The organism is Fusobacterium sp. SYSU M8D902, from assembly GCF_040199715.1.
Classification (GTDB): domain Bacteria; phylum Fusobacteriota; class Fusobacteriia; order Fusobacteriales; family Fusobacteriaceae; genus Fusobacterium_A.
On record NZ_JBEFNA010000014.1, the window covers coordinates 1 to 26,173 of the forward strand.

At 30.8% G+C, this 26,173-nt stretch carries 29 protein-coding genes; all 29 read right to left on the minus strand.

Going from position 1 to position 26,173, the window contains the following annotated elements:
• Window positions 1-78 precede the first annotated feature (78 nt).
• The 29 genes from ABNK64_RS06510 to alr all read right to left on the minus strand — a co-directional run bounded on the left by ABNK64_RS06510 (window position 79) and on the right by alr (window position 26,121).
• On the minus strand, window positions 79-945 hold the full coding sequence (locus ABNK64_RS06510) for a DMT family transporter (RefSeq protein WP_349763868.1): 867 nt from the start codon (window positions 943-945) through the stop codon (window positions 79-81).
• A 133-nt stretch (window positions 946-1,078) separates the two neighbouring features.
• On the minus strand, window positions 1,079-1,552 hold the full coding sequence (gene hutX / locus ABNK64_RS06515; protein ID WP_291256809.1) for a heme utilization cystosolic carrier protein HutX: 474 nt from the start codon (window positions 1,550-1,552) through the stop codon (window positions 1,079-1,081).
• A 23-nt stretch (window positions 1,553-1,575) separates the two neighbouring features.
• Window positions 1,576-2,085, minus strand: coding sequence for a pyridoxamine 5'-phosphate oxidase family protein (locus ABNK64_RS06520; RefSeq protein WP_291256808.1), 510 nt, complete (start codon window positions 2,083-2,085; stop codon window positions 1,576-1,578).
• A 145-nt stretch (window positions 2,086-2,230) separates the two neighbouring features.
• Window positions 2,231-3,397, minus strand: a complete 1,167-nt coding sequence (gene tgt, locus ABNK64_RS06525) for a tRNA guanosine(34) transglycosylase Tgt (RefSeq protein WP_291256807.1) — start codon at window positions 3,395-3,397, stop codon at window positions 2,231-2,233.
• Between the two features lie 18 nt (window positions 3,398-3,415).
• Window positions 3,416-5,593 (minus strand): RelA/SpoT family protein, encoded by a 2,178-nt coding sequence (locus tag ABNK64_RS06530; protein WP_349763869.1) that lies wholly within the window; start codon window positions 5,591-5,593, stop codon window positions 3,416-3,418.
• A 100-nt stretch (window positions 5,594-5,693) separates the two neighbouring features.
• Window positions 5,694-6,206, minus strand: a complete 513-nt coding sequence (locus ABNK64_RS06535) for an adenine phosphoribosyltransferase (protein WP_291256805.1) — start codon at window positions 6,204-6,206, stop codon at window positions 5,694-5,696.
• A 19-nt stretch (window positions 6,207-6,225) separates the two neighbouring features.
• Window positions 6,226-7,056, minus strand: a complete 831-nt coding sequence (locus ABNK64_RS06540) for a tetratricopeptide repeat protein (RefSeq protein WP_349763870.1) — start codon at window positions 7,054-7,056, stop codon at window positions 6,226-6,228.
• On the minus strand, window positions 7,037-7,717 hold the full coding sequence (locus tag ABNK64_RS06545; protein WP_291256803.1) for a DUF502 domain-containing protein: 681 nt from the start codon (window positions 7,715-7,717) through the stop codon (window positions 7,037-7,039). The genes ABNK64_RS06540 and ABNK64_RS06545 overlap by 20 nt, the downstream gene beginning before the upstream one ends.
• The gene (locus ABNK64_RS06550) at window positions 7,710-8,993 is read right to left on the minus strand and encodes a hemolysin family protein (protein WP_300340253.1); all 1,284 of its coding nucleotides are present in this window, start codon (window positions 8,991-8,993) and stop codon (window positions 7,710-7,712) included. The genes ABNK64_RS06545 and ABNK64_RS06550 overlap by 8 nt, the downstream gene beginning before the upstream one ends.
• 40 nt (window positions 8,994-9,033) lie before the next feature.
• Window positions 9,034-9,483: an acetyl-CoA carboxylase biotin carboxyl carrier protein gene (accB, locus tag ABNK64_RS06555; RefSeq protein WP_291256801.1), complete on the minus strand. Its 450-nt coding sequence runs from the start codon at window positions 9,481-9,483 to the stop codon at window positions 9,034-9,036.
• An 18-nt stretch (window positions 9,484-9,501) separates the two neighbouring features.
• On the minus strand, window positions 9,502-9,951 hold the full coding sequence (locus ABNK64_RS06560; protein WP_291256800.1) for an ACT domain-containing protein: 450 nt from the start codon (window positions 9,949-9,951) through the stop codon (window positions 9,502-9,504).
• Between the two features lie 19 nt (window positions 9,952-9,970).
• Entirely contained in the window at window positions 9,971-10,819 is an 849-nt protein-coding gene (gene folD, locus ABNK64_RS06565) for a bifunctional methylenetetrahydrofolate dehydrogenase/methenyltetrahydrofolate cyclohydrolase FolD (protein WP_349763889.1), read from the minus strand.
• Window positions 10,820-10,834: 15 nt separating this feature from the next.
• Entirely contained in the window at window positions 10,835-11,767 is a 933-nt protein-coding gene (fmt, locus tag ABNK64_RS06570; protein ID WP_291256799.1) for a methionyl-tRNA formyltransferase, read from the minus strand.
• The gene (nrdR, locus tag ABNK64_RS06575; protein WP_300340259.1) at window positions 11,768-12,232 is read right to left on the minus strand and encodes a transcriptional regulator NrdR; all 465 of its coding nucleotides are present in this window, start codon (window positions 12,230-12,232) and stop codon (window positions 11,768-11,770) included. It abuts the gene before it with no gap.
• Window positions 12,233-12,238: 6 nt separating this feature from the next.
• Window positions 12,239-12,709, minus strand: a complete 471-nt coding sequence (locus ABNK64_RS06580; protein WP_291256797.1) for a PTS sugar transporter subunit IIA — start codon at window positions 12,707-12,709, stop codon at window positions 12,239-12,241.
• Between the two features lie 3 nt (window positions 12,710-12,712).
• Window positions 12,713-13,420, minus strand: coding sequence for a DNA repair protein RecO (gene recO / locus ABNK64_RS06585; RefSeq protein ID WP_349763871.1), 708 nt, complete (start codon window positions 13,418-13,420; stop codon window positions 12,713-12,715).
• The gene (locus tag ABNK64_RS06590) at window positions 13,417-13,974 is read right to left on the minus strand and encodes a hypothetical protein (protein ID WP_349763872.1); all 558 of its coding nucleotides are present in this window, start codon (window positions 13,972-13,974) and stop codon (window positions 13,417-13,419) included. The genes recO and ABNK64_RS06590 overlap by 4 nt, the downstream gene beginning before the upstream one ends.
• The gene (gene mreC / locus ABNK64_RS06595; RefSeq protein ID WP_349763873.1) at window positions 13,971-14,807 is read right to left on the minus strand and encodes a rod shape-determining protein MreC; all 837 of its coding nucleotides are present in this window, start codon (window positions 14,805-14,807) and stop codon (window positions 13,971-13,973) included. The genes ABNK64_RS06590 and mreC overlap by 4 nt, the downstream gene beginning before the upstream one ends.
• A gap of 1 nt (window position 14,808) precedes the next feature.
• Window positions 14,809-15,918: a M20/M25/M40 family metallo-hydrolase gene (locus tag ABNK64_RS06600; RefSeq protein ID WP_349763874.1), complete on the minus strand. Its 1,110-nt coding sequence runs from the start codon at window positions 15,916-15,918 to the stop codon at window positions 14,809-14,811.
• 185 nt (window positions 15,919-16,103) lie between these two features.
• Window positions 16,104-17,405 carry an NCS2 family permease gene (locus tag ABNK64_RS06605; protein ID WP_349763875.1) on the minus strand — a complete coding sequence of 434 codons (1,302 nt, stop codon included), beginning with the start codon at window positions 17,403-17,405 and terminating at the stop codon, window positions 16,104-16,106.
• A 21-nt stretch (window positions 17,406-17,426) separates the two neighbouring features.
• A complete protein-coding gene (locus ABNK64_RS06610) occupies window positions 17,427-18,305 on the minus strand; it encodes an RluA family pseudouridine synthase (protein WP_349763876.1) in 879 nt (292 codons plus the stop codon).
• A gap of 7 nt (window positions 18,306-18,312) precedes the next feature.
• Window positions 18,313-19,419, minus strand: a complete 1,107-nt coding sequence (rodA, locus tag ABNK64_RS06615) for a rod shape-determining protein RodA (protein ID WP_291256790.1) — start codon at window positions 19,417-19,419, stop codon at window positions 18,313-18,315.
• Between the two features lie 10 nt (window positions 19,420-19,429).
• Window positions 19,430-19,870, minus strand: a complete 441-nt coding sequence (gene dut / locus ABNK64_RS06620) for a dUTP diphosphatase (RefSeq protein WP_291256789.1) — start codon at window positions 19,868-19,870, stop codon at window positions 19,430-19,432.
• A gap of 9 nt (window positions 19,871-19,879) precedes the next feature.
• A complete protein-coding gene (locus ABNK64_RS06625; protein ID WP_349763877.1) occupies window positions 19,880-21,103 on the minus strand; it encodes a M16 family metallopeptidase in 1,224 nt (407 codons plus the stop codon).
• 16 nt (window positions 21,104-21,119) lie between these two features.
• Window positions 21,120-22,202 carry an LptF/LptG family permease gene (locus tag ABNK64_RS06630; RefSeq protein ID WP_291256787.1) on the minus strand — a complete coding sequence of 361 codons (1,083 nt, stop codon included), beginning with the start codon at window positions 22,200-22,202 and terminating at the stop codon, window positions 21,120-21,122.
• Window positions 22,202-23,278, minus strand: coding sequence for an LptF/LptG family permease (locus ABNK64_RS06635; RefSeq protein WP_300390438.1), 1,077 nt, complete (start codon window positions 23,276-23,278; stop codon window positions 22,202-22,204). Before ABNK64_RS06635 ends, ABNK64_RS06630 begins: the two co-directional genes overlap by 1 nt.
• Window positions 23,279-23,287: 9 nt before the next feature.
• Window positions 23,288-23,821, minus strand: a complete 534-nt coding sequence (locus ABNK64_RS06640) for a CvpA family protein (RefSeq protein WP_349763878.1) — start codon at window positions 23,819-23,821, stop codon at window positions 23,288-23,290.
• 11 nt (window positions 23,822-23,832) lie between these two features.
• Complete coding sequence (locus ABNK64_RS06645) at window positions 23,833-25,014, minus strand: class I SAM-dependent rRNA methyltransferase (RefSeq protein WP_291259397.1); 1,182 nt, start codon at window positions 25,012-25,014, stop codon at window positions 23,833-23,835.
• A 9-nt stretch (window positions 25,015-25,023) separates the two neighbouring features.
• Window positions 25,024-26,121 carry an alanine racemase gene (gene alr, locus ABNK64_RS06650; protein ID WP_349763879.1) on the minus strand — a complete coding sequence of 366 codons (1,098 nt, stop codon included), beginning with the start codon at window positions 26,119-26,121 and terminating at the stop codon, window positions 25,024-25,026.
• Window positions 26,122-26,173 lie beyond the last annotated feature (52 nt).

Consider the following 26,173-nt stretch of genomic DNA (forward strand, 5'->3'; position numbering starts at 1 on the left):
ACGGTCGATGGTTCGAATCCATTTCTAGGCACCATCTGTTTATTACACTCTTTCGGATGAAGGAGTGTTTTTTTATTCTCACTCCCTTCCCTTCAAATTTTGAATCATAATAGCTACAAATATCAAAAGACACCCTATTCCTACTTGTTTTGTCATTTTTTCATTTAAGTAATATATAGCAAATACAGATCCAAAAGCAGATTGTAAAGTTAAAATCAATGCTGTTCTTGTTGAAGATATATATTTTTGAACTATATTCTGTATAGCAAAAGGAATCACTGTACTCACTATAACTAAATAACCCAAAGTCCATTTTATATCTGGCAGAATAGATAGATTATATCCCTCTGTCACCCCAGTTAAAACTATAAAGAGAATAGCAGTTACTATGAATTGAAGAATTGTTAATGCTATAGGATCTGAGTCACCACTATATTTCTCTATAGCTACCATATGAGTTGCAAAAAAGAAAGAGCAACACACAGCTACTAAATCCCAAATATTAAAGTCCACACCTTTTTCAATTGTTAAAAAACCTAGTCCAACAGTAGCTATTATTGCACTGCCTATTGTATATCTATCCAATTTTTTCTTATTTATTATCCAAGATAGAAACGGAACAATAAGTACATATGAAGCAATTATAAAGGAAAACTTTGAAGCTGTTGTAAATCTTATACTAATTATCATAAAATAAAAAGCTAAAAACATAAAAATTCCTATTATTCCCCCTCTTTTAAGATCTACTTTTTTCATATTTTTTACTTTTCCAAAATATAACAAACTCAAAAGTATAGCTGAAAAACTGAATCTAAACATCATTAAAGAGTACGGTTTTACTACTCCCAAAGTATCTTTTATCACTGCAAATGTCGTTCCCCACACCAATGCTACTACCACTAAAATTATTGAAGCTACCATTCCATTTCTTTTATTTTTTCCCATTTTTCTACCCCTAACAATATTTTATTTTAACCTCTCTCTATTATACTCTTCAAACTTAGTTTTATCAATCTTCTTCAAAAAAATAAAAAAGGAAAATCCTAAGCATACATCTTAAAATTTTCCTTTTCCTAAATTATGCTAATGAGTAAAAACAGTCTAAATACTCTTTTATTAGCTCTTTCTTTTCATCTCTAGGAACATAGATTGCAAAGATCTCTTTTTCATCCTCTCCATAGAATTTTATAGAACAACTTTTTCTACCAAACATAATATCTTCCACTAAGAATATCTCTTTTATCTTATCTACACTTAAATGTCCACCTATTGATGAATCATTGTCATGAAAATTTAGAAATCCATGAGCATAGAACCCTTTTGGAAATTTATCCTTTATCTCTAAAACAAAGTTAGGTGTTACTACTAGTAAGAAAACCTTATCCCAACCTCTTAAAATTTCAAATAACTCTTCTCTCTTTTCTACTGGATACTTTCTAACACTTGGTGAGTTTCTATAAATATCAACTAGAGATACATTTAACTCTTGTGCTATCTTTCCTAACGAAATTTTTTCATCCTTTGCTAATAACTCTGCTATTTTCTCTCTCATTATCTTTCTCCTTTTATTTGTGATTATCTATGAGTTTTTTTATCTCCAGTAATCTGTGTTGCCACTCCATTTTTTAGTAGATATGCCTGTCCAAATCCCTTTACATATCTTCCATCAACTACATTTAATTTTACTAAATGGAAGTCCTCCATTTTTCTTACTATTTTAAATGTCTCTCCAACACTTTTTTCAAATAGATCCATTATCTCTTCAAATCTCTCATCTCTCGGTAAGAATTCTGCTGTTACATTGAATCTAGCTCTCTTACGTGCAATTACTGAAAGAGCTTCTTTCTCCTCTTGTAAAAACATAATCTCAAATTTTTGCTCATTCTCTGTTAAATTTGTATAGTGATCTCCTATTTCACTAATATATATATAGTGTTCTCCATCTATCTTTAGATGTGGTGCATATGTAACATCCACCTCTCCATCTTTTGATACTGTTCCTAATATTACAGATTTAAAGCTATTTACAAACTCTTCTGTCTCTTTTATTATCTCTGTTGAATCAAATTTTATTTCTCTCATCATATTTTTCACTTCTCCATTTATTTGTATTACTAAATTATTGACATTGAAATTATATTATACCTTACTAAAAAAGTCAAGTTTTATTTTAAAAAAAGAGAAAACATTACTTTATTTCTAAAAGCAAGGTTTTCTCTTCTAATCTCAATTATTCTCCTATTTTTTTAGGTTTTATCCATTCAGAACTTTTTCCCATATTGTAGTTCTTTATAAATTCCTCTTTAAACTCTGTAAATCTATCCTCTAAAATCGCTTTTCTTGCATCTTTCATCAATTTTAATAGGAAATATAGGTTATGGTATGTTGCAAGTCTCTGCCCTAAAATCTCCTCTGCTTTAAATAGATGTCTTATGTATCCTCTCTTGTAGTTTCTACATACATAACAATCACAATCCTCATCTAAAGGTCTATCATCTTCAGAGTACATAGCATTTTTTATTACCAATCTTCCATATTTTGTAAATACAGTACCATGTCTTCCTATTCTAGTTGGCTGTACACAATCCATCATATCTATTCCTGACTCTACAGCCTCTAACATATCAAGTGGCTCTCCTACTCCCATCAAGTATCTAGGCTTATCCTCTGGACACTTCTCTACAATGTAATCCAATATTCTATACATATCCTCTCTTGGTTCTCCTACAGCTAAACCACCAATAGCATATCCTGAAAAATGTTCGTCCATTTCACTTAATTCATTTAAGCTCTTATCTCTTAAATCCTCATATATTCCCCCTTGAACAATTGCAAATAGCCCTTGCTCATCTGGTCTTCTATGAGCTTCTATACATCTTTTTGCCCATCTTGTAGTTCTTTCAATAGAGGGTATTATATACTCTCTTGAAGATAGTCCTGGTGGGCACTCATCAAATAGCATAACTATATCTGATCCTAAGTTATTTTGAATATTTATTGATTTTTCAGGAGTAAGAAAGTGTTTAGAACCATCTAGATGTGAACTAAATTTTACTCCCTCTTCTGTTATTTTTCTCAAAGCACCTAAACTAAATACTTGGAATCCTCCACTGTCAGTTAATATTGGTTTATTCCAATTCATAAATTTATGTAATCCACCAAATTTAGCTACAAGCTCATCACTTGGTCTCAAATACAAATGATAAGTGTTTCCAAGAATTATCTGTGATCCTATTGCTTCTAGCTCCTCTGGTGTCATAGCTTTTACTGTTGCTTGTGTTCCAACAGGCATAAATACAGGTGTCTCTATTTCACCATGAGGTGTAGTTATCTTCCCTGCTCTAGCCTTTCCTACTTTTTTTTGTAACTCATAAGTTACAGGTAATTTTTTTGTCATATTTTCTCCTATCTACTTCTACATTCTATCAACTGAGATTACATCTTTTATCTTTAAAAGATTACTCAATAAATATTTATACTCACTCTTATTTGATATCTCTATTGTTATTTGGAAATTCATATACTTTTCTCCATTTTTATGGATCTCATTACTATTTATTGTGACTAAATGTATCTTATGATTTGCTATTAGAGTTATTATATTCATTAAAATATTAGTTTTATCATAAACTAATACATTGAATGTAAACTTATACTTATTATCTTTTTGCTCTACTATTCTACTATCCCATTGAACATCTATCTCTCTTGTTGGATCTTGAGCAACCATATTTTGAAAGTTTTTACAATCTCTTCTATGTACAGTTATACCTGTCAATTTTGTAACATAACCACCGATCTCATCTCCAGGAAGTGGGGTACAACATCTAGCAAATCTTATTAAAGTATTATTAACTCCATCTATTACTATTCCATAATCATTTTTACTTGATGACGTTTTCTCTTTTTTCTTCTCCATCAACTCATCAATATCTATATTCTCTATCTGTCTATCTTTTTCTAATTTTTTTCTCAACTTATCAATAATAATATCAATTTTACTTCTTCTCTCACCTACGTGATAATAGAATTCATCTAATGAATATATATTATTTTTTTCCATATGTTTTTTGATTATAGGATCTTCTTCCATCTCTTTTAATGATATACCTAATTTTCCTAACTCTCTCTCTAAATTTTCCCTACCATTTTTTATCGTTTGATCCCTTACCAAATCTTTTAACACTTTTTTTATCTTACTTTTAGCTCCATGGGTAACTACTATATCCAACCAATCCTTACTTGGTCCTTTTGAGTTTTTAGAGGTTATAATCTCTACTCTATCTCCATTTTGTAGTTTATAATCCAACGTTACTATCTTACCATTTACTTTAGCTCCCACACATTTACAACCTATCTGAGTATGAACTGCAAATGCAAAATCTAATGGTGTAGCTCCATGAGGTAGCTCTGTTATATCCCCTTTTGGTGAAAATACGAAAACTGTCTCATTCATTATATCTTTAGTTACACTATCTATAAACTCCTGAGCTGTTTCAGCCTCATTTTGCAACTCTAGGATATTTCTTAACCAACCATACACCTGATCACTCTTAGTAACCTTTGTATGCTCTTTATAGCTCCAGTGAGCTGCTATACCCTCTTCTGCTACTTTATCCATCTCTTCTGTTCTAATCTGTATCTCTATAAATTTTCCTTGTGGTCCAACTATTGTTGTGTGTATAGATTGATAGTTATTAGATTTTGGAACTGCTATATAATCCTTAAAACGTCCTGGAACAGGTCTAAAATGACTGTGTATAACTCCCAAAGTATTATAACACTCACTCTCTGTATCAACTATTATTCTTACTCCCATCAAGTCATATATGTCATCAAACTCTTTATGTTTCTCATACATTTTTTTATATATACTATAAAAATGTTTAAATCTTCCCTTTACACTCCCTTTTATTCCAGTCTCATGTAATAAGGTTACTATTTTCTCAATAAACTCCTGTATATACTCTTCTCTCTCTTTTTTCTTAGAGTCGATTAATGACTTTATATTCATATATTCAGCTGGTTTCAAATATCTCAGAGCTAGGTCCTCTAATTCCCATTTTATCTTTGCTATTCCAAGTCTATGAGCTAGTGGAGCATATATATCCAAAGTTTCTTGAGATATAGATATCTGTTTCTCTGGCTTCATGTACTTCATAGTTCTCATATTGTGTAATCTATCAGCTAATTTTATTATTATAACTCTCAGATTTTGAGCCATAGCCAAAATCATCTTTCTTATATTCTCATCTTGCTTCTTTGTACCATTGGGAAGAGTTTTTAATTTAGTTACTCCATCTACTAAAGTGGCTACTGTATCACCAAAATTATATTTGATATCTGCCAATGTTATTAGAGTATCTTCAACTATATCATGCAATATTCCTGCTACTATTGTATCTGTATCCATCTTCATATCAATTAAAATCTTAGTAACTTCAACAGGGTGCATTATATAATCTTCTCCAGATTTTCTATACTGTCCCTCATGGCTCTCCTCAGCAAAGAAAAAAGCAAGCTTTATCTTTTCTACATCTACTTTTAAATCGTTCTTCTCTATCTCTTTCAGAATCTCTTCCCAATAATTCATAAGCGTCCTCTTTTCATATAAAATTTATAAAAAAATCTAAAATAACCCCAAAATAATTAAGAGTTATTTTAGACCTTTTACCTATTATCTCATCATAATATTAATATTTCATTAATGTTAAAACAGGATAATCTTTTAATTTCTCTCTTCCTTTAAGTTCTTCCAACTCAATTAGAAAAGCAAGTCCTGCAACAACTCCTCCTAACTCCTCTACCAATTTAACAGCAGCTTCCATAGTTCCTCCTGTAGCTAATAAATCATCTACGATCAGTACTCTTTGTCCCTTTTGTATTGCATCTTTATGCATGCATAAAGTATTTGAACCATATTCTAAATCATATGAATACTCAATAACCTCTCTTGGTAATTTCTTAGGTTTTCTTACTGGTACAAATCCAATTCCCATAGCATATGATACTGGACAACCAAATATAAACCCTCTAGCTTCTGGTCCAACTATTAAATCTACTTTTTGCTCCTTAGCAAATTTTACAATCTCATCAGTAGCAAATTTAAATGCTTCTCCATTGTTCATAAGAGGTGTTATATCTCTAAATATTATTCCTTCCTTTGGAAAATTCTCTACTTTTGCAACATATTCTTTTAAATTCATTCGCTTCACTCCAATTCTTTTAATTTAATTTACCCTCTAAATTCTTATAGTTCTCTTGAAATATATCTTTATTTCCAAGTAACTTAAGGGTATCTTTCGATTTTTTCTTATCTCCCATTTTCAAATATATCATAGATAACTGTGTTAAAACTTCGTCATCATTTCCATTTTTTACCAAGTATTCCAGTAGTATCTTCTCACTCTCTTTTGGCATCTTAAAGTTTTCATTCAACACCCTAGAATACCCAAGTATAAACTCTTTATCTTTATTTAAATATGGATAAATATTTTTTAGAAAATAAAATAACTCTCTTTTCTCATCTGCTTTTTTTAGAACATCAATATAGATAAGTGCTACTTCAGTATCATAACTCTCTAAAGAGAGATCTTTTAAGAGATTATAACTTTTTCTATAATCCCCCTCTCTGTATGCTATTAATCCTTTTATTTTTTTATAATAATCATCTCTTGGATTATAGCTAGAACCCATCATATTGATACTTTTAACATATTTTCCATCTTCAAAATATAAAGTTACTAAATTTTTTATCAATCCTTCATCTTTAGGTTGTAATTTAAGGGCTTTTAACCAATACTCTTCAGCTTTCTGATAGTTTCCAAACTTATAATAAGTATATCCCATCTCTTTTAGAAGAATAGCATTATTAGGATTGATCTTATAAGATTTTTGATACTCTTCCATTCCCTTCTGGTACTTTCCCTGTTGAGAGTAATTTACTCCCTTCAATAAAGAGTATTCAGCTTCCTTACTCTTTTTCAAACTACTACAACTGATAAAAGCTACTGATATTAACAATAAAAATAAAATATTAGTCAAGTTTCTCTTCAATTTCTGTGATCTCCTTTTTAGGAGGAAGTATCACCCCTCCTGATATTATTAATTTTACTGCATCATCTATCTTAATATCCAATATTTTTACATCTTTTTGTGGAACTATTATAAACATTCCAGAAGTAGGATTTGGTGATGTAGGTATAAAAATATTATATAGTTTCTCTTCACTTTGAACAGCTTCACTTACTATGTAATTATCCTCTGAAGTTAAAAAACCTATGCTGTATATACCCTTTCTAGGATACTCTATCATTACAACTTTTTCATATGTTTTTTCTCTATCTGACATAGTAATATCAATAATTTGGCTAATTGTTGTATATACCTGTTTTATTAGTGGTATTTTTATAAATACCTCTTTTAAACTCTCTATTATTTTAGCAAAAAACATAATTTTTAATATAAATCCAACTAAACATGTACCTAATATCATAGTGATCAATGATATTAAATACACTAACATTTGGAAATAATAATCCATATTTCTATCTTCTACAACTCTTTGAAGTAGCCCCTTTATAATTATTGTTACAAAAGAGTGCCCCAAAAGATTCATCATTATTCCAACTATCCAGTTAAAAATATATACAGTTAAAATAATTGGTAATAAAGCTATTAACCCTGCATAAAAATATGATTTTATTTTTTTAATCATCAGTTTTTTCTCCTGCATTTACCTCTATTAAAACTTTAGCTACTCTCATCTTCTCAACTTCCAAGACTTTTAGCCTCACACCTGAAATAGTGATCTCATCATTTACAACAGCTACTCTTCCCAATTCTGTTATGATTAAACCACCTAAGCTCTCATAGTCCTCTGATTCAGGTAATTTTATATTCAACTCTTTGTCCAGAGTCTCAATGTCCAACATTCCATCAACTTCATAAGTATTCTCATCTATTTTATGAATAAACTCGTCCTCTTCATGGTCAAATTCATCACGAATCTCTCCAGTGATCTCCTCTATTAAATCCTCTATTGTTACCAATCCCACTATTCCACCATACTCATCTAGAATAAGTGCTATATGGACCTTCATTTTTCTAAAATCTTGTAATATCTCTGTTATTGATTTTGTTTCAGGAACAAAATAACCAGGTCTTACAAAATTCTTGATAGGGACATTTGTCTCACCTTTTTTTACTATACTCAATACATCTTTTACATAGAAAACACCGATTATATTATCAATTGTCTCCTCATAAACTGGTATTCTAGAAAATCCATTCTCAATTATCTCATCCCATACTTCATCTAGAGTTTCATCCCCTTCAAAAGCTAACATTGAAGTTCTAGGGGTCATTACCTCTTTAGCAGTTGTTTCACTAAAACCTACTATGGAATGGATCATCTCCTTTTCCTCTTCCTCTATTATTCCTTCAGCCTCTCCTACATTCACAAGAGATTTTATATCTTCAGCTGTTACCATAATAGCTTGATCTTTTAAATCTATTCCCATCAATCTTGCTAAAAATTTTGAAATAAACATCAAAATCTTTATTACAGGCTTTAAAACTAAAGCCAATAGGTATATGATCCTTATAACTACACCTGCTATTTGAACTGAGTAATTCTTTGCTATAATCTTAGGAGTTATCTCTCCAAAAATTAATAGTATTACTGTCATTCCTACTGTTGCTATAGCAACTGAGGAACTAGATGTCCCTCCCATTATATTTATAGTTACAACAGTAGCTATTGAAGATGCTAGTATATTTACCACGTTATTTCCAACGAGAAGCCCTGTAAGCATCTCATTTGGATTTTTTAACCACTTTTTTAAAAGTTCAACTTTTTTTCCCTCTTTATTGTCTTCAAATTTCTCTAAATTAGTACTCCTGAAAGATGTAAGTGCCGTTTCTGATGCTGAAAAAAATCCAGACAATAGGATCAATACAATTAATAGTACTATATTTTGGTATGTGTCCAACTTTTTTTTACACTCTCCTTATTTACATTAAATTTAATAACTACTCTATTACGAATAATTTATCTCCTTTTTTTACTATCTGCCCATCTTCTACTAAAATTTTAACAACTTTACATTTTTTAGATGCTTTTACTTCATTCATTAATTTCATAGCTTCTATGATACAAAGTGTTTCTCCACTTGCCACTGTATCCCCCTCTTCAATAAAAGCTGGATTACCAGGAGCTGATGATCTATAAAAAGTCCCCACCATTGGTGCTGTGATAAACTCTTTCTCTTGAGTATCTACTACCTCTTCCTCTTCTGCTTCCTCTACCACAGCTGTATTTTGTTGAACTATTGCTGTCTGTACTGGACGAGTTTCAACTTGTACTAGTTTCTCTTTTTTCAAAACTAATTTTACCCCTTCACTCTCTAAAGCAATCTCATTCAAATTGTACTTATCTATATTATCAGCCAACTCTTTTATCGTTTTAACATCTATCTTCATCTTTTCCTCCAAAACTTTCTAGTTACTTCCTATTATTCTTAGATCTTTTACACCATCTACTTCAGATATCTTTTCCAACATACCCTCTATCTTTCTCAGTGTATTTTCAGTAGTCTGTATTGATATTGTTGATTTAGCTATTCCGTCCACTGCTATATTTTGCACAATTGTCAATACATTCATATCTTCATCTGCTATGATATTTAGTATACTTGCTAGTATTCCTGGTTTATCTACTAAAGACATATGTATACTGAATACCTTCTCTTTTCCACTCTCAAAGAAAGGTTTTATATAATCTTTGTACTTATAATAAGTACTTCTACTAATTCCAACCTTCTTTATTGCTTCATACTTTGATATCTTTGTATTTTGCACTAAATCATTTACCTTTATTACACTTTGAATAGAGTTTGGAAGTATTCTTTTATCTACAATATAATACTCTCTCTTTTCGTTTTTCTCCATCTTTTCTCCTTCTTATTTTTTATATGTGGTTAATTTTTTTAAAAACTCTTAAAGTATTTTGGAATAACATAGCAACTGTCATTGGTCCTACTCCTCCAGGTACAGGTGTTATATGTGAACATTTCTCACTAGCACTTACAAAATCTACATCTCCACATAGACCTTCCTCTGTTCTATTTATTCCAACATCAATTACAACAGCTCCATCTTTTAGCATATCACCAGTTAAAAACTTTGCTTTTCCTATTGCTATTATAACAATATCAGCTTGTTTTGTCTTCTCTTGAAGATCTTTAGTTTTACTATTGCAGATAGTTACAGTAGCTCCTCTATTTATTAATAGACTAGCCATTGGTTTTCCTACTATGTTACTTCTTCCTATCATCACTACATCTTTTCCCTCCAAAGAGATTGAGTAGTTATCTAGAATCTCCATTATCCCTGCTGGAGTACAAGAGATTATAGCGTCTTCATCATTTAGCATTAGAAGTCCTAAATTTTCAGGTTTGAATCCATCTACATCCTTTTCTAAAGCAATCTTATCTATAATCTTTTTCTCATCTATATGTTTAGGTAGAGGAAGTTGTACTAAGATACCATTTACCCTCTCATCTTTATTTAGATTTTCTATTACCTCTAACAACTCAACTTCACTGATATCATCAGATAAAAAATGAGCAAAGCTTTCAAATCCTAGCTCTTTACAACCCTTTATCTTTGAGTTTACATATATTTTTGAGGCTGGATTATCTCCTACCAATACTATTGCTAAACCTGGAACTCTATTTGTAGCTTCCTTCAACTTGATTACATCTTCTCTAATTTTGTCCTTTATTTTTGTAGCTAACTCTTTTCCATCTAACTTTATCATTCTTCTACCTTTCTATTTCAAAATATTGCCTATTTTTAGCATTCCGCCATTTATAATATCAGCTCCACTTAATAACTTCTTATTCTCTGGTTTTACCTGTGTTAAAATAACACTTCCATTTCCAACTTTTACTACAAATCCCTTTCCTTTTTTGATGTCTACAACCTCTCCACACACTCCATTTTCATATGTTTCAAAGTTCTCCTTCACCTCATAAATTTTAAAGATTTTCTCTTCACAAGTTGTAAATGCTGTTGGGAAAGGATTCATTCCTCTTACAAAATTGAATATCTCTCTTTCACTTCTAGACCAATCTATTCTACAATCCTCTTTTGAGAAAGGTCTTACAAAAGTTGCCTCTGAATGATTTTGCACTGTTCTTGGTGCTTCCTCTTTCTCTATCAATTTAACTGCCTCAAGTAGTCCTTTAGCTCCAAGATCTTTCAATCTATCATGTAGAGTTAAGAAAGTATCTTCATCTGTTATCTCAGTTTTTACTGTAAGTATAACATCACCTGCATCTAGCTCCTCAGCTATATACATGATACTCACTCCACTCTCTTTCTCTCCATGTATAATTGCTGCATTAATTGGAGCAGCTCCTCTGTATTTAGGTAATAATGAAGAGTGTACATTTATAACTCCATATTTTGGCATATCAATTATCTCTTTTGGTAATATTTTACCATAAGCCACAACTACAATTAAATCTGGATTTAACTCTCTTATCAAATCCTGAGTCTCCTTACTCTTTAATGTTGTTGGTTGAAATACAGGGATATTGTGCTCTAATGCATACTCTTTAACTGGAGTAAACTTGATCTTTTTCCCTCTCATATTTGGCTTATCTACTTTTGTAAATGCTCCTACTATATCATACTCAGAATTTAGTATCTCAAAAGATGGGACTGCAAATTCTGGTGTTCCCATAAATAATATTCTCATCTATTTTTCCTTTCTATCCTTACTTATCTTCTCTACTAATTCAATAAAAGACTCTATATCTTTAAACTCTTTATATACTGAAACAAATCTAACATAGGCTACTTCATCTATTTTTAATAGCTTTTCCATAACCATCTCTCCTAGTTCACTGCTAGTTATCTCATTTTTTAAAGAGTTTTGAATAGATTTCTCTATCTCCAACACAAATGTTTCAATCTCTTCTCTACTTATATTTCTCTTAATCGTAGCTCTTGTCAAGCCTTTTAATAGTTTCTCTCTATCAAATTTCTCTCTTCTTTTATCTTTTTTTACGATATATAGGGGAATCTCCTCTATTTTCTCATAAGTTGTAAATCTTTTTTCACAATTTATGCATTCACGACGTCTTTTTATTGAGAATCCCTCCATAAATGCACGACTATCTATTACTTTAGTATCCTCTGATCCACAAAATGGACATCTCATATCTCATCAACTCTCTTTTTTGTCAATATAATCTATTACCTCACTTGCTGTTTTACAATTAAGAAGTCCCTCTCTAAAACTCTCTTCTCTTATTAGACGTGAAATCCTTGCCAATACTTTTAAATAGATTTGACTATCTTTATTTGGTGATGCAAAAACAAAGAAAATATTTACTTTTTCATTATCCATTGATTTAAAATCAATCTTATCTCTACTCATTCCAAAGGCGATTGTCAATTTCTCTGCTACCTCAGTTTTAGCATGGGGAATAGCTACTCCCTTTCCTATTCCTGTACTTCCTAATTTTTCTCTCTCCACAAGAGCTTTGTATACAGTATTCCCTTTTGTTAATATGTTTGGTGAATTTTCAATTAATTTTGAAAGTTCTAATAATACTTCATCTTTAGTTTTAGCTTTTAGATTCAGAGAAATCAAATTTTCTGACATATAATCAGTTATTTTTATTATATTAGTCATTCTCTATCCCTCCATAATATAATTTTTTAATTTAATATCTATTCCTAAATGAAAATTTAAGTATCTTTCAAAAAGAAAAACAACCTTTTTAATATCTTCTAAAGTTTCTATCTCTTCATCTATATCTTTTGCTCTGTTATTTATAAATTTTTCTACCAAGCTCTTTTCACTCTTAGAAACTTTATATATATACTTCTCATTTTCAGTTATAAACTTTGATCTTTCAAAAGAAAAATTATAACCCTCTCCACTACTTATATTGAGTCCCTCATCTCTGATTATATAATGGAGAAAATATCCTATTAAAATATAATTTTTCTTCTCATTTTCATTATTATTTAAAAACTCCAAACTTCTCAAAAATATTTTATATAATGACTTTTTTCTATTATTTTCAACTAAGATAGCATTGAGCAAAGCAACAAAATATAAGGATATCTCAAGTCTATTTAAATCACTTTTGATATTACTGTAGGATTCTATTCCGTTGAAAGATGAAACTGTATAGTTTTCTCCCTTTTTATAAAAGGTAAAATTGGAAAGAGAGAGAAGATCTATTGAATTCAACTCTCTTTTCTTACTTTTTCTAATTCCTTTCAGTAGAAAAACTATTTTCCCAAAATTTTCTGTAAAAACTGTCACATATCTATCAGCTTCACCAAAATCTCTTTTATTTATTACTAGCCCTCTATCTGTTATGAATTTTATCATATGTCAGTTAGCTCCTTAATATCCACTTCAGGATTGATAACGTAACTTTTTACTTTAAGGTTTACCATATTTATATCCTTATCATAAACTCTGTAAACTGTTGGCAACAGATAGTTTTTAAACTCTTTTAACTTGTCAATTTCCACTCTAGTACCATTTTTCAGTGGTATCTCTTTTATCTTTTTAGCATAGTATTTCTCTCTAAACTCTCTGTCACTCTTTTCCTTTTCAAAGATAAAATTGATTACTTCCAATACTTCACTATCATTTTCCGTTAATTTTTCCTCAACTCTTTGATCAAAAAGTGGAAGATACACTATTTTTTGATCCTTATTATAAATATATACCTCACCTCTATTTAGTTCTGGAGCTATTACATCTTTTCTTATAAAATCTGGAAATATATATGTTAATTTATAATCACTGCTCTTTGATTCACCATTTAAATTTACAACTTCATTAACCTCTGCTATTAAACTTTTTATCTCACTTATATCTTTTCCATAAGTTATGAAATTAAAAGCTATACATAGGATTATTACTAACTTTTTCATTTTTTATTCCCCTTTGCTTCTACTGGAATCAAAATCAAAACTTCAGCTAAATTTATAACATCTACTTCACTTTCAAGTTTTATGCTCTTTAAGATCTCTGTTCCACTCTCTATGACCTCACTAATCTTTCCTAAATATATCCCCTTAGGATAGATCTCGCTGATACCAGAAGTATATACCTTCTCTCCAATCTCTATATTCTCTTGAAATGTATTAGCTTCAAAGTATAGAGTTCCATCTCCCTCATTGCTTCCTCTCACTATTCCTAGAGCACCTGATTCAGTGAGAGAGCTAACTGTATAGTTTTCTCCTGTTATCATATCAACAATTGAATAATCATCATAGACTTTACCTATCTTTCCTATCAAATTCTCTCCAGCTAAAACTATGTAATTTTTCTTAATTCCATCTTTTTTTCCTAAGTTTATATAGAATCTTTCATATAGGTTACTTGGATTTCTAAAGTTTACCTTTGCTACTTTTATATTTAACTTCTTCTCCTCTTTCATCTTAAGAATCTCTCTCAATCTCTCATTCTCTTGATCAAGTTCCTTGTTGTAAGCTACCACTATATCATACTTTACCTGTTCATTTTTTAAGTTCCTATTCTCCTCTAATATAGATTTATAACTTACTACTGCCTCTGAAGTTTCTTTAAAAAAGTTTCCAATCTGATATACTCTTCTCTGAATAGGAAAAACAATGTGACTTACAATATCCACACCAAAATTAACAGCTTTACTAAAGAGAACAAATATCAAAATAAGAATAAATAAGATAATTCCCATTCTTTTTTTTATTGACCATTTTTTATCTCTTTTTTTTCTTAACATTTTATGCCATTTCCTTTAATATCTCTACTACTAAATTAGCAGTTTTTACCATATCCTCTATCTCAATATACTCCTCTTTTGTATGAACTTTTGTCATTCCAATTCCTATAGTTAGAGCCTTGTATCCTTTTTCATTGTAGATATTTGAGTCACTTCCTCCACCAGTAGGCTTAGTTACACACTCAACCTCTACTTGAGCACAAGCTTTTTTAAATATATTCAATATCTCCTCTGAATCCTCTAATTTATATCCTGAGTATCCCTTTGTCACTCCGTTCTCAAACTCAGCTCCAAACTCCTTACATATCTCTCTAAATACTCTATCTGTTTCAGCTAATAAGTTATCTAATTTCTCTCCTGAAAAACTTCTAGCCTCATACTGTAATATTACCTCTGGCATAACTATATTAACAGCTTCTCCGCCTCTTACAACACCTATATTTGAAGTTGTTTCAGAGTCTATTCTACCTAATTTTATCTTTGTTATAGCATGAGCTGCTACTGTTAAAGCATTTATTCCATTTTCTGGTGCTATTCCTGCATGAGCTGGTTTCCCAATTATCTTCATTTTTCCTTTTGCAGAGAATGGTGTCTGTATAATTCCAATACCAGGTTTTCCACTAGAATCTAAGACAAATGTATAATCTGGACTATATTTTTCTATATCAAAATTCTTAGCTCCTAATAATCCTATCTCCTCAGCTATTGAAAATACCACTACTATCTCAGGATGATCAAGATTATTCTCCTTTATAGTTTTGATAGCCTCTATTATATTAGATATTCCCGCTTTGTCATCTCCACCTAATATTGTTGTTCCATCACTCTTAATAATTCCATTTTCAATTATTGGATTTACCTTATCACAAGGTAATACTGTATCCATATGTGCACTCAACAGTATTCTCTTTTTACCTGGATTTCTTAAAACTCCAATAATATTTCCAGCATTTCCTCCCTCTTTTTCTCCAGCACCATCTTCAATTACTTCCATTCCTAAATCTTGTAACTGTTTTTTTACATAGTCAGCCATCTCTCTCTCTTTTAATGAAGGAGAAGATATTCTTGCCATCTCTATAAAATTATTAATCATTCTTTCTCTATTTATCACAACGAAGCCTCCTAACTAAAATTTACACTCTTCTATTAATTATAATATATTTATAGTGGTTTTGTAAAGTACTACTGGTATAAAAAAATAGACAATCTCATTATTTTTATCTTTAAAAGTTAGACAGTAAAAAAAAGAGTAATTAAACGATAATTCATTTAATTACTCCCAAAATATCTAATTTACTAGATTACCAAGTTTACTAAACAAAGTATACCTATAAATATTAGTGGTAGATTTAATTTCTTAAAATCACCAGTTACTAAGTGAATAAGAATATAACTTAAAAATCCTAAACTTAATCCTATACTGATACTATAAGTTAATGGCATCATAACTATTATAATAAAGCAAGGGAATAGAGTTTTTAGATCTTTAAAATCTAAATCTACTATCTGTTTAAACATATACACTCCAACTATGATAAGTGCTGAAGCTGTTGCATATCCAGGTACTACAGCTACTACTGGAGAGAAAAATAGAGCAAGTAGGAATAAAATTCCTGTCACAAGAGAAGCAAGTCCTGTTTTAGCTCCTACTGCCACTCCTGCTGCTGACTCTACGAATGTTGTTACTGTACTTGTTCCTAATACAGATCCAATTATTGTTGAAAATACATCTGTATATAACATTCTTCCAAATCCCTTAATTTTTCCATCTTTATCTACAATTCCAGCCTGTCTAGAACAAGAAATTAAAGTTCCTAAAGTATCGAATAAGTCAACAAACATAAATGAGAATATTGGTCCAATTAAAGATAGTTTAAAAGCACCTACTATATCTAATTTTCCAGCTATTGGAGCTATACTTGGTGGAAGAGATACAATGCTCTCTGGTACTGCAATATCACCAGTGATAAATCCTAATACTGTAGATGTAACTATTCCTATTAACATTCCACCTTTTACCTGTTTTATCTCAAGAACAACAGCCACAAGCAATCCCACAATTCCTATTACAGTAGTTGTTTTCATTGTTCCCAATCCAACTATAGTAGCTGGGTTAGCTGCTACTAAACCAAGGTTTATAAGTCCAATAAATGTTATAAATAGACCTATTCCTCCACCTACTGCTATTTTTAATGGAACAGGTATTGCATATGCAATCTTCTCTCTAATTCCACCTAAAGATAAAGCAAAGAAAAACACTCCTGACATAAATACTATTCCAAGAGCTGTCTGCCAAGGTACTCCCTTACCTAAAACCAATGTAAATGTAAAGAAAGCATTAAGTCCCATTCCTGGAGCTAAAGCAAATGGAGCGTTTGCCCATACACCTGATATTATAGTTGCCAATGCAGATGTCAAACAAGTTACTGTTATTAAAGCTCCCTTGTCCATTCCAGTCATACCTAATATAGAAGGGTTTACAAAGATTATGTAAGACATTGCTAAGAATGTTGTTAGCCCTCCTATTACCTCTTGCTTAACTGTACTTCCTCTCTCAGAGATTTTGTACAATCTTTCCAAAGTTTCTGTGTTTTGCATTTCTTCCTCCTATATATTATTTTATTTAGATAACCTAGCTCTATACTCCTTAGGTAAAGGTAGTTTTATCTCTATATCATACTTATCTATCTTTAGATAGTGTGAGAATAGATACATCTTTTTCTCTTTTCCCTTTCCATACCTTGTGTCACCTAGTATATAGTGTCCCATAGCTGATAGTTGAACTCTCAATTGATGAGTTCTTCCACTTCCTAATCTTCCCTCTAAAAGAGTACAGTTATCTCCATAATCCAATACTTTAAAGTAACTTATACTCTCCTTAGCTCCATCCTCTTTTTTATCCAGTTCAATAACTCTATCATCTATCTTTTTCAAATAACTCTTTATAATAAAATCTCTCTTTTTTACTATCCCATCTACCAAAATATAGTATTTTTTATCTACTCTTCTCTCCCTTATCTCTTCGGCTAACTCTCTTGTTACAACCAAGCTCTTAGCACCGATTACAAGTCCTGAAGTAGCTTTATCTATTCTATTTACAAAATTAAAATTTGGATTTTTTAAATACTCTTTTATTATCTCAGATACCCCATAGTCATGCCCACTTCCTTTATGCATAACTACATTGCTATCCTTATTGTAAATAAGTACTCTCTCATCCTCATACACAATAGACTCTTTTATCTTATCAATATCTGAGTTTTTTAGATTTATACTTTTTAATTTACTCTCTTTTTCTTCAACCTTGACCTCAAAAAATAATTTTACCACATCATTTTCCTGTAGTCTATAATTTTCTTTAGACTTTTTTCCATTAACCTTTATCTTCCCTACTCTTATAGCTTTGAAAATCTCAGTTAATGCCATATTAGGTAGTTTTTTTCTCAAAAATTTATCCAATCTTACATCTGAATACTCTTTGTCAATTATATATTCCATATCTCTCCTAATCTCTATTTATCCTAATACTTTGAACTATTCCAAGCATTATAAAACTTATAAGAAGTGATGTTCCACCATAACTCATCAACAGTAGAGGTTTTCCTGTTACTGGCATTATTCCCATTGTCATTCCTACATTTATAACAAAGTGAAAGAAGAAAATACTTCCAATTCCGTAACACACCAATTTACCAAAGCTATCCTTGGTAGTATCCGCTATATATAGAATTTGCATAATTAAGATTACATACAAAACAAATAGGACTACTCCTCCTAAAAAACCTCTCTCCTCTAAAAATACAGAAACTATGAAGTCTGTATGAGCCTCTGGTAAAAATCTCAACTTACTTTGAGTACTATTTAAAAAACCTTTTCCATATAATTCTCCAGACCCTATTGCAATCATTGATTGTGTTACATTCCAACCACTTCCTAACAGATCACTCTCTGGATTTAAAAATGTCAAAACCCTCTGCCTTTGATAATCTTTTAATAGAAAGAAATATGAGAACGGAACAAAAATTCCTCCACTCACTGCTAAAAAAATAATAGTTTTCCACTCTAAATTATACATAAACATTATAACTCCACAAGTCATAACTATTATAAGTGTCGTTCCTAAATCAGGTTGTTTCAATATCAATAACAGTATGGGAGCAATGTGTAATCCCGCTATTATGATACCTCTAAATCCGATAAATTTCTCTCTGAAATTAGTAGTTAAAAAAGCCGATAAGGTTATCACAATTAAAACCTTACCTACCTCTCCAGGCTGAATACTTATAGGTCCTAAGCTTATCCAACGTTGTGCTCCCAACCTACTAACTCCAAATATAAGTACAGAAGCTAGTAAGATTATATTCAATACATATAAAAGCTTATAGTATTTAAAGTATTTTCTATAATCAATAAAGGAAACTACAAAATAAGCAACAACACCTATTACTCCCCAGATAGTCTCTTTGATATAAAAACTCTCACCTTTAGAAATAGTAGCACTATATATAGTTGAAACACTTATTGCTACTATAATCAATGCATTTACTAAAAGATAATTATTCATTTTTTTTAATTTTTTTAAAAAAAGTTTTATCTCTCTACTGCTTTTCATCGACTACCTCTTACTTTCCTGTATGCCCAAATCCTCCAGCACCTCTTTCTGTTTCATCAAGTACATCTACTATTTCAAACTCCATCTGTGCCACTTTATTTAAAACTAACTGTCCTATTCTCTCTTGAGGTTGAATTACATACTCATCTTTACTTAAATTGATCAATATAACTCCAATATCTCCTCTATAGTCACTATCAATTGTTCCTATTGCATTTGCCATACTTATACCATGTTTTAAAGCTAGTCCACTTCTTGGTCTAACTTGGACTTCATATCCCTCTGGTATAGCCATTTTTATTCCTGTTGGAATCAATACTCTCTCCAACGATCCCAATGTAATTGGCTCTTTTATATTTGCTCTTACATCCATTCCAGCTGATCCCGAAGTCTCATACTTAGGTAGTTGTACTCCCTCTTCAATCAATACCTTAACTGCTACTTTTTCCATTCTTTTCTCCTATACATTTCCTAAAATTGTCCAAGAGTAATATCTCTCATCAAATATTATCTCTGCTGTCTTTTTAATATCTTCCAAGGTTATCTTTTCAATAGACTCTATTATCTTATCTATCTCTATTACTTCACCATAAAGAAGATATGAGTTTGCCATTCTATTCATTTTACCCTTACTTCCCTCAAGGCTAAAAGTCAACATACTCAAAAACTGATTCTTAGATTTTTGTAACTCATATGGAGTTATTCCATTCTCTCTTATATCTTCAAATTCAGCTCTTATTATATCTATTACATATCTATAACTCTCATTAGTTGTCCCTGCATACACAGTGAAAACTCCGCCCTCTAAAAAGGCACTTGAATAAGTATAAACAGAGTAAGCTAATCCTCTCTCCTCTCTTATTTTTTGGAAAAGTCTAGAACTCATATTTCCACCCAATACACTTGAAATTATTGCTGCTGGGTATTTTGCCTCATCTACCAAACTAACTCCTTTGGTATTAAAGCATAGATGAACTTGGTTAGTATCTCTAACTATTTTATTTTCACCCTTGTTTATTGTAAAGTTATTATCCAATTCTCTTTCAGTTTCTAAATTCTCAATTTTTCCAAATCCTGATTCAAGTTGTTTGAATATCTCTTCACAGTCCATCTTTCCTGCAACTGATATTACTAAGTTTGAGGCTCTATACTGCTCTTTAAAATATTTTAAAAATTTCTCTCTATCTATTCCTTTCAAACTCTCTATTGTTCCTAATACACTATTTGATTGTACACCTGTTAAGGCAAATTTTATGTTCTCATCATGTATTATCTCTTCTGGAATATCCTCATACATTCTTATCTCTTCTATAATTACATTTCTCTCTTTTTCAAGATTTTCCTCTGTAAAAGTAGAGTTTAAAAACATATCTGAAAGTATTTCAATCCCTTTATTTATCTTATTTGAAAGCATCTGAATATAGTAGCAAGTCATATCTCTACTTGTATAGGCATTTATCATTCCACCCTCATTATCTATCTCTTCAGATATCTCTTTTGCACTTCTATTTGTTGTCCCCTTAAACATCATATGTTCAATATAATGAGAAACTCCACTCTCATCTAAATACTCATCTCTTGATCCAGTTTTTACAAATACCCCTAAGCTTATAGTGTTTATGCTCTCGATATTCTCCATCAAAACTGGAATACCATTACTTAACTTTTTTACTTGTATACTCATAACACACTCCATACTTTTAATATTCAGCTTTATTCAGTAGATATATACCTACTCCTAAAAATATTATATTGGGGATCCATCCACCAATAAAAGGATTTAAAAATCCATTTGCACTGAGAGCTTCAAAAGAGGCTTGTACCACATAGTATCCATAACCCAATAGTACACAGACACCCAAGCTAACTGCAGAAGTTCCACGAACATATCTTCCTCCTAACGCAAGTCCCAAGAATGAGATTACAAAACTTGCAAAAGGAAATGAGTATCTGTTCCCTAACTCTACTAATAACTCTCTTGTGTCTCCTCCTATACTCTTCATCTCTCTTATTGTCTTTTTTAACTCTTTTATACTTAAAGTTCTTGGTTCTACACTTAAAGTTATAAAATGTTCAGGATTATCATTGTATTTATCATCTCTAAAATACTTAACAACTTTTGATTTTTTCCCTTCATCTCCATAGTAAATAGTAGCATCTTTCAATGTCCATACACTCTTACTAAAATTATATCTTCCCTCATGTGCAGTTACTATTCTTTCAATCTTATTAAACTCTTTATTCAGATCCACTATCTCAATATTTTCAGCAAAACCTGTCACTCTATTAACTTTTTGCATAAGATAGATATAGTTTGAATTCTCCCCTCTCAAAAAAGCATTCCTCTTCTCAACTGGAGCTACTCTCTCCTCTACCTCTCCTCTTCTCAAATCTCTATTTATTTTTAAAGAAGTTGGATATAGAGTATCATTCACATAGAATACTACTCCCGATATAATTGCAGATATAACTATTGGAAACAATATTATTCTCTTAAATTTTATTCCAGAAGTCTTCAAAGAGATAATCTCCAAATTTGAGGCCATTGTACTTATAGTCATCATACTACCCAGCAAAACTGCCAGAGGAGCTACATCTATAAATATTCTTGGGAGCAGAGTCACTATATAATAACCTGCATCACTTACACTAAATCTTCCATCACTTAAATATTTTACCACTCTAAATAGTTGGCTAACTATGAATATTCCCATAAATGCCATCAAACTCAAGAAAAAGGCTTTAATAAAATTTTTACTAATGTATCTGTCCAATATCTTCATTATATCACCTCTGCCTTTTTCTTATACATTAAGAATGTCACCAAAAATAGGATAAGATTAGGAGTCCACACTCCTACAAAAGCTGGAATTATTCCCTTACCTGCCATTACCATTCCTATATTTAAACAAGTGATATATGAGAAAATAACTATCAGACTCAAAGCAAAATTTGCACCTTTTCCACTTCTATGGTGACCAATAGCTAAAAACACTCCCAATAATGATAGCATTATTGTTGAAAATGGTACTGCTAATTTCTTATTTATCTCAACACTGTATGGAATTTTTTCCTCTGGATTTTTCCCACGCATCTCTTTTAACAGTGAAAACACTCCCATAGCCTCAATATTATCTACCTTTATCTCCATCTCGCTAAAATATGCTGCTAATGGAACTTTTTTCTCATCAAATTTACCTCTTAATGTCTCCTTACCCTTGTCATTAAAATTGTAAAAAGTTGAATTTTTTAATACCATTGCTGAGTCCTTCCAATAAGCTTGTTCTCCCACTATAATAGTTGGAAAAGCTTTATCCTCAGCCTTTTGAAATATCAAAACTCCCTTAGCTTGTTTATCTTTTCCCTCTATTCTATCTATATATAGATTATACTCATCTACCTCATCTATAAAGGTTCTCTCTTTAAGTTGAAAAACTGGGTTTTCATAGGCTATTTTTGTAGTAAGATATTGTAATTTTGCCACAGATCTAGGAATAATACTCTCCTGTAAGAAGAATATGAAGATAGTTACACCTACAGAGGCAATAAATATCGGTTTTACAATCTTTTTCAAAGATAAACCAATAGCACTCATAGCTGTTGCCTCACTTGTTCTTGTAAATTTTGAAAAAGTAAGCATTATCCCCAAAAACATTCCCATAGGTATAGTTTGAGCTAATATTGGTGGTAAATAAAAAGATAATATTCTCAAGACATCTAAAATAGAGATTCCTTTTACTATTATGTTCTCCATCATTGCAACAATTATATCTATCAAAAATATAAAAGTAAATAGAGATATTCCAAAAATTACAGGTATTTTAATCTCATTTAAAATGTACCTATCTATTATTTTCATACTTTTCTCCTATAATATTTTATTTATGTATCTATCTATTAGTTTATCATTTTTTAAATTATCAAGTTTCTTTTTAAATACTTTTGGAATATGATTCTCTATAAGGGGTGACATCTTTAAAAATACCTCAACTGATTTACTATTTTTTCCGTAAGATTTTATTTCAGGAAAAAGATCAGTTGAAAAATTAAAAATAAATATTATAACAAATCCTAGTATAACACCTTTTACAGCTCCTATTATACCACCTAAGATTCTAATTATAAATCCTCTAGAAATTCCCTCCATAATCTTTCTTAAAATATGGATAAATATTCCTACTACTATGTATACAGCCCAAAACATAACTATGTATATTAAGAAATAGTTTCTTTCATTGGCTGGTAACTTTAAAAAATCTATCAATATTGGAGTTAAATACTTTGCTAGTACAAAATTTATAATCAAGCCAAAAGCTGATAAAAATTCAACAAACAAACCATTTTTTAATCCATCTAATATTGCTAAAACTAAAACTACTAATATTACAATATCTAAATACATAGCGACTCTCCTTAGTTGTTAATTATTCTTACCCATAAAGCCTTTAAATATAAAGTTTCAGGTACATGTAATATCCACGGATGATCTTCAGGTTGATAATTTATCCCTATCACTTGTAAAAGTTTTCCATTTTTTGAAGCAGCCATTCTTGTTACCTCTAAAAGATCCTGCAAAGATATGTGGTAAGCACAAGTTATTACTCCCAATATACCTCCATCTTCCAATAGTTTGAAACTATCGTCACATAGATCAAAGAAGAAATCTCTACCTCTATGAATATCCGCTTTTCTTTTTATAAGTGAAGGTGGATCTAAAGTTATTACATCATACTTCTCTCCTCTACCTACAAGAGTTTTTAATAAAAGAAAAGCATCTCCCTCCATAGTTGTAAAATTCCCTTGAAATTCATTTAAATTATAGTTCTCTTTACACAACTCCAAAGCATGTGGTTCCTTATCTATTGCCACTACTTTTTTACAATTCTCTTTTAAAGCAGCCATTGAAAATCCACCACTACTTGAGAAAACATCTAAAAATCTAGTCTCTTTATTTAAATATTTTCTAATGAATTTTCTAGAATCTCTCTGGTCTAAGAAAAATCCTGTTTTTTGTCCATCAATTATATCTATTCCATACTTAAGACCATTATCTTCCATAACAACTCTTTCTGGAATCTCTCCAAATATAATTCCTGTTTTTTGCTCTACTCCCTCATGTGTTCTATTTTCTACATCACTTCTCTCATAGATCCCTTTTGGTTTCATCACTTTTTTTATTGCGTTTATTATCTCTTGTCTAAATTTTTCAACACCAGAGTTTCTAAATTGAACTGCCACGTATTTATCAAATTTATCTATTATCAGACCTGGTATTCCATCTCCTTCAGAGAAAAAAGCTCTTACACAGTTTGTCTCCCCATACAGATGCTCCCTCTTTTTATAAGCAGTTCTTATCTTATTTAGTATAAAATCTTTATCTATCTTTTCATCTTTTGTTGTCAATACTCTCACATATGCAGATGTTGAATCTGTTACATAACCTCTTCCTACAAAAGTCATATCTTCAGTGCATACATCAACTATATCTCCGTTTTCTATCTTTCCAATACTACTTTTTACCTCATCTTTAAACACATTTGGATAAAAATTCTGTATCTTCTTCTCTTTTCCCTTTTCTAAAATTATCTTCGCCATTATCTCTCCTTATCTAGTTATTAAATATGGTTTACCATTCTCTTTATACACTCTATATACTCTTCTTCCTATTCCAGTCAATATATCCCAAGAGCATTTGTGTTCCACATTTATCTCTTCGATTATATCATCTCTTACTACTATTACCTCTGTCCCCAATTTCACTTTATCTTTTATACTTTCAGGTATTTTCACCATACTCATATCCATACATATCTCTCCAATTAATGGACACTTTTCTCCCTCTATAATAACATAGCTCTTATTTGAGAACTCTTTTTTTATTCCATCTGCATATCCCATTCCAATAGTTGCAAATGTCTCTCCCTTATTCAATGTGTATTTTCTACCATAAGATATAAATGAATCCTCTTCAACTGTTCTCAATGATAGAATCTTAGTTTTGACAGTAAATACTCTCTTCAAGTCTAAAACTCTATAATTAGCTATCATTCCATACATACTTATTCCATCTCTTACAAGGTTTCCAGCATATTGCTCATTGAATCTCAATATTCCACCACTATTCAAAATATGTAGATATTTAACTCTATCTTCATATCTCTTAAACACACCAAATTTCTCAATTTGAGCTCTTGTATAGCTATCGGCGTCCCCATTAAATCCATCAGCATCAGAAAGATGTGAATAGATACCCATTATATTTAAGTTATTTTTTAAACAGTACTCAACAACTTCAATCCCTTCATCTACTAAAAAACCTAATCTTCCCATTCCTGTATCAATTTTTATATGGATACCAACATTTAGATTATGTTTTTTTATAAACTCTATCTGTTCCCAGTTTCCAACAGTTATCTGGATATCATTTTCAGTAGCAACTAAAATCTCATCTTCCAAAACCACTCCTAAAATTAAGATCTCATCCTTTATTCCAGCTTCTCTCAATTCTAGAGCCTCTTCCAAACAAGCTACTGCAAATATTTTAACTCCATTTTTAGATAGATATTTTACAACTTCCTTTGCTCCAAATCCATAACTATTAGCTTTGACTACTGCCATTATCTCTTTAGGGTAGACCCTCTCCCTTATCTTGTTTATATTAAAAAGTAAATTGTCCATCTCTATTTCTAACCATGCTCTCATTTGTTCCCTCTCTTCTGCAATACTCTCACTAATAATAAACAGAGTTTTCCAA

Coding starts and splice junctions, on each gene's coding strand:
- ABNK64_RS06510 (WP_349763868.1), bottom strand. CDS start 945: ATGGGAAAAAATAAAAGAAATGGAATGGTAGCTTCAATAATTTTAGTG.
- hutX (WP_291256809.1), bottom strand. CDS start 1,552: ATGAGAGAGAAAATAGCAGAGTTATTAGCAAAGGATGAAAAAATTTCG.
- ABNK64_RS06520 (WP_291256808.1), bottom strand. CDS start 2,085: ATGATGAGAGAAATAAAATTTGATTCAACAGAGATAATAAAAGAGACA.
- tgt (WP_291256807.1), bottom strand. CDS start 3,397: ATGACAAAAAAATTACCTGTAACTTATGAGTTACAAAAAAAAGTAGGA.
- ABNK64_RS06530 (WP_349763869.1), bottom strand. CDS start 5,593: ATGAATTATTGGGAAGAGATTCTGAAAGAGATAGAGAAGAACGATTTA.
- ABNK64_RS06535 (WP_291256805.1), bottom strand. CDS start 6,206: ATGAATTTAAAAGAATATGTTGCAAAAGTAGAGAATTTTCCAAAGGAA.
- ABNK64_RS06545 (WP_291256803.1), bottom strand. CDS start 7,717: ATGATTAAAAAAATAAAATCATATTTTTATGCAGGGTTAATAGCTTTA.
- accB (WP_291256801.1), bottom strand. CDS start 9,483: ATGAAGATAGATGTTAAAACGATAAAAGAGTTGGCTGATAATATAGAT.
- ABNK64_RS06560 (WP_291256800.1), bottom strand. CDS start 9,951: ATGGAGAAAAACGAAAAGAGAGAGTATTATATTGTAGATAAAAGAATA.
- fmt (WP_291256799.1), bottom strand. CDS start 11,767: ATGAGAATATTATTTATGGGAACACCAGAATTTGCAGTCCCATCTTTT.
- nrdR (WP_300340259.1), bottom strand. CDS start 12,232: ATGAGATGTCCATTTTGTGGATCAGAGGATACTAAAGTAATAGATAGT.
- ABNK64_RS06580 (WP_291256797.1), bottom strand. CDS start 12,709: ATGACTAATATAATAAAAATAACTGATTATATGTCAGAAAATTTGATT.
- recO (WP_349763871.1), bottom strand. CDS start 13,420: ATGATAAAATTCATAACAGATAGAGGGCTAGTAATAAATAAAAGAGAT.
- ABNK64_RS06590 (WP_349763872.1), bottom strand. CDS start 13,974: ATGAAAAAGTTAGTAATAATCCTATGTATAGCTTTTAATTTCATAACT.
- mreC (WP_349763873.1), bottom strand. CDS start 14,807: ATGTTAAGAAAAAAAAGAGATAAAAAATGGTCAATAAAAAAAAGAATG.
- ABNK64_RS06605 (WP_349763875.1), bottom strand. CDS start 17,405: ATGCAAAACACAGAAACTTTGGAAAGATTGTACAAAATCTCTGAGAGA.
- ABNK64_RS06610 (WP_349763876.1), bottom strand. CDS start 18,305: ATGGAATATATAATTGACAAAGAGTATTCAGATGTAAGATTGGATAAA.
- rodA (WP_291256790.1), bottom strand. CDS start 19,419: ATGAAAAGCAGTAGAGAGATAAAACTTTTTTTAAAAAAATTAAAAAAA.
- dut (WP_291256789.1), bottom strand. CDS start 19,870: ATGGAAAAAGTAGCAGTTAAGGTATTGATTGAAGAGGGAGTACAACTA.
- ABNK64_RS06625 (WP_349763877.1), bottom strand. CDS start 21,103: ATGAGTATACAAGTAAAAAAGTTAAGTAATGGTATTCCAGTTTTGATG.
- ABNK64_RS06630 (WP_291256787.1), bottom strand. CDS start 22,202: ATGAAGATATTGGACAGATACATTAGTAAAAATTTTATTAAAGCCTTT.
- ABNK64_RS06635 (WP_300390438.1), bottom strand. CDS start 23,278: ATGAAAATAATAGATAGGTACATTTTAAATGAGATTAAAATACCTGTA.
- ABNK64_RS06640 (WP_349763878.1), bottom strand. CDS start 23,821: ATGTATTTAGATATTGTAATATTAGTAGTTTTAGTTTTAGCAATATTA.
- ABNK64_RS06645 (WP_291259397.1), bottom strand. CDS start 25,014: ATGGCGAAGATAATTTTAGAAAAGGGAAAAGAGAAGAAGATACAGAAT.
- alr (WP_349763879.1), bottom strand. CDS start 26,121: ATGAGAGCATGGTTAGAAATAGAGATGGACAATTTACTTTTTAATATA.